The 3,632-nt window shown below is 68.8% G+C and carries 2 protein-coding genes; one reads left to right on the top strand and one right to left on the bottom strand.

Going from position 1 to position 3,632, the window contains the following annotated elements; translation table 11 throughout:
* Positions 1–1,009: 1,009 nt before the first annotated feature.
* Complete coding sequence (locus tag ACIPSE_RS47190; protein ID WP_401676382.1) at positions 1,010–1,780, bottom strand: helicase associated domain-containing protein; 771 nt, start codon at positions 1,778–1,780, stop codon at positions 1,010–1,012.
* 329 nt (positions 1,781–2,109) lie between these two features.
* Between ACIPSE_RS47190 and fxsT the strand changes: the two genes are divergently transcribed.
* Positions 2,110–3,632 (top strand): FxSxx-COOH system tetratricopeptide repeat protein (fxsT, locus tag ACIPSE_RS47185; protein ID WP_401676381.1); only part of this gene is annotated, 1,523 nt, incomplete at its 3' end.

Raw genomic sequence — 3,632 nt, 5'->3', positions numbered from 1 at the left:
CTGGGAACGGCGCGACGACATCCACGAGGCCTTCCTCGGCCTCGCCACTTGCCTCATCACCTACCGGCATGTGCAGCGCCTTTGTTAGGACCTCTTATGGGCGGCCATTTCCTCGAGCACCATCCACGGCACGGCCACCCTGTGATGTCCCGATTGCCGCAGCTTGCGGATGATGTCGGCACGCGCGCCATCAGGTGACAGAAGGTTCACCGCGTTCGTATCAAAGATGATCAACCAGGCCTCCCAGTCTCAAAGGGAAGGCAGTATCTCAATCGTCGTCTCGAACGCACGGAATTGAACCTACACAAGTGGGCAACGCAGCGCCGCGGCCGCCGGCATCGCGCTGCTCGGCCACCACCTGCGCTGAGGCAGCAGGCACTTGTTCTCCCGCTCAGTACCCCCGGCGTAGCCTGCTCGGGAGCACGGGCCGTGACGATGCGTCTGGTCCGGCACTCCACGCGCTACGGGGAGAGGGAAGCCGGGCATGGCGAACAATGGGCAGACGGACACGGCCGAACTGGTGGCCATGCTCAGCAAGTGCACCACCGTGAACGTCCGGCTGGCACTGGTTCCGCACGATCAACAGTGGCAACTGCACCATGGCCAGGTCACCTTGGACGACGACACCCCGGTGACGGAGCGGACCTGGCGCTACAGCACGGCTGTATTCCTGGAACTGCCCCTGCCCGGCCCGACGGCCGCCGCGCTGCTGCGCGGTGACGACCAGGACGTCCACGGCCTCCAAGTCGTCTCCCCGAGGCCGCCGTTCTCCAGGGCCTCCACCTCTCGGCTGCGCGGCCAGGAAGAGTGGGGCCGGGTGACCACGCCGTGGCCGCGCACAGAGTGGACCATCAGCCGGGACACCAACACTCCCCAGCCCGGCCGCCACCTCCTGGTCGGCGACGGCCCTTCCTTCCTGAACTTCGACCAGGCGCTCAGCGCCTTCCTCTACCAGCGCCCCTACGAGAGCACCGCAGACCGTTCGGACCTGTGGCGTACAAGCCGGACCTCAGTCCCATCCTCCAATTGCTCTACGTGGGCCCTGGGGACCGTCACAGAGCCCGTGCGGGCCTTGTACTGCGAGGGCCGCAACGCCCTTCTCGAAGGCGCTCACGGGCGCCGTGGACGGCTCCACGGGCACGTCCGCCTCCGCCGGGGCCGCAGCCGCGGGGAGCGGGGTGACACCGACGGCCTCCAGGCGCTCGCGTTCCCCATCAGCCAGGGCATCCCAGACCTCGGGTTTCCGCTGCCGGGCCAGCCACTTGCCCACGTCCATCCCGTGGACCGTGAACCCCGGCAGGACCCCCGCCGGGTCGTCCTCGTCACGCAGTAGCTCGCGCAGCGCGGCGTAGTGCCTCTGCCACTCCGCTGGCCACTCCGGGTTCCAGTCCTCATCGACCGCCAGGAGCGCGGCTTCCCACTCCGGCTTGTCGGCGAGCGCACCCGGCCGCCGCAAATTGGAGAGCCATTGCCCTACCGGCTTGTCCAGCGCCGATGCGGACCGGGGAGCACAAAGCGTCCAGTGTTCCTCGAAGTACACCCGGGCCGCCGCCAGGTTCTCCTGGAACCGCTCATCCGCGACCGACCAGACCATGCCCAGCTTCTCCAGCCGCGCGGCGCGCTTGCCGGTCATCTGTCCCGCCCCGTAAGCCCGTCGTTGTTCTGACACCCATGTGCCCAGCGGAAACATTTTCTCCCGGTGTTCGTAGGGGACGCGGGCGTGAAGCTCGCGTTCCGCGAAGTTCTTGAGCGCTGCTGTGAGTGGGCGCGTTGGTGGCATTGGATGGGCGTCAGCGGGACAGAGCGGTGGGTGCCTGGTCATGGGGATCGTTGTGGGCGGGCTCGCTGTCATGAGGTGACCAAGGGGCTGCTGTTTTCCGGCTGGTGTGGGGTGGGTCGGCTGTAGTGGGGTGGCTGTTCCCACCTGCCGGGTGAAGTCCGGGACGGTGCGGCTGTTGTGGCTCTAGGCTGGTTGGTTCGGTTGGGGGAGTGCGGTTGCGGGGGACTGGGATGAGTGCGAGCGAGACATCTGGCGACGGTGCTGATGGTGTGTCGGAGTACCCGTGGTTTGTCAGTTATGCGGGTGCGGATCGTGCGTGGGCGGAGTGGGTGGGCTGGCATCTCCTGGACGCCGGTTTTCAGGTCGAGTTGGATTACTGGAGTTGGGGTGCGGGCGACAACTTCATTCTGAAGATGAATGCGGCGCTGGAGCGGGGCCGGTTCCTTGCCTTGTTCTCCCCGGCCTATTTCGAGCCGGACCGGTATACGACTCCGGAATGGACCGCGATGCTGGCCATGAAGGAGAAGGTCACCCCGGTCCGTGTCGCGGACGTCGTCCCCCCGGCCATCCTGCGTGCCATCGCGAGCCAGGACCTCTTCGACCGGAACGCTGCCCAGGCACGTGAAGCGCTCCTGGCCGCGGTGAAGGGGCCGTCAGGTGGTCCGGATGCGGAGCCGCCCTTCCCCGGCCCGGGCGGTACTCTGTCCCGGCTCGGCGCCACCGGCCCCCGCCTGCCCGGCAGCCTGCCACGTGTCCGGAACCTCCCGGCCCGCAACGCCGCCTTCACCGGCCGCGACAGCATACTGGTGCATCTGCGCGAGGCGCTCGCGTCCGGCCGACGGGTTGCCGTGCAGGCTCTGCACGGCCGCGGCGGGGTCGGTAAGACCCAGCTCGCGATCGAGTACGTCTATCGGTTCGCGGGGGAGTACGAGATCGCCTGGTGGATCGCGTCCGAAGATCCCACTCTCATCCCTGAACAGCTCGCCCAACTCGCCGCCCGCACTGGCATTGTCCCGACCGGCACCCCACCGGCTGCGGCGGTCGAATTGCTGCTGGCCGATCTGGGGGAGCGCTCACGCTGGCTCCTGGTGTTCGACAACGCCGAAGACCCCACCACCCTCGCCGCGTTCCTGCCCGGCGGCCCCGGGCATGTTCTGATCACCTCCCGCAATCCGCACTGGAACAGCCACGCCGTTCCCCTCGACGTCGACACCCTTTCCCGCACCGAATCCGTAGCCCTGCTGCGCGCGCAGGGCGCGCAGTTGAGCGACGCGGACGCCGACCACATCGCCGCCGCGCTGGAGGACCTGCCCCTCGCCCTCGCCCAGGCGGCAGCCCTGCTGACGGGTGGCCTGTCGGCTGCGGACCTGAAGGAGGAACTGGCCGCGAACACGGCCGCGGTCCTCGCCGCAGGCCGCCCGCCCGCGCACTACCCAGTGTCACTGGCCGCACAGGTCCAGCTCACCGCCGCCCATCTCCACCGGGACGATCCCGGCGCACACACCCTCCTGTTGGCACTCGCGCTTCTTGCGCCCGAGCCCTTCCCCCTCACCTCCTGCGCCCGCCGCCTGCCCGACCAGGCATCTACGCTCCTGGCCGGCGTGCTGGTGTCGCGGTTGGCGGCGGGTGCCGCGTTGCAGTCCATCGCCCGGCACGGCCTGGCCAGGGTCCAGGACGGCACGGTGCAGCTGCACCGTCTCACCCAGGCCGTCCTCACCGACCAGCTCACCCCCGACCAGCACCACACCGCCACCACCGACACCGAAGCACTCCTCACCGCAGCCCACCCCGGCGACGCCAGTGAGCCGCGGTTCTGGCCGGCTTGGCAGGTCCTGCTCCCGCACGCCCTGGC

This window comes from Streptomyces sp. NPDC090106 (assembly GCF_044747265.1).
GTDB lineage: Bacteria > Actinomycetota > Actinomycetes > Streptomycetales > Streptomycetaceae > Streptomyces.
Note: the sequence above shows the minus strand (reverse complement) of the source record. Positions and strands in the feature narration are given on the sequence as shown.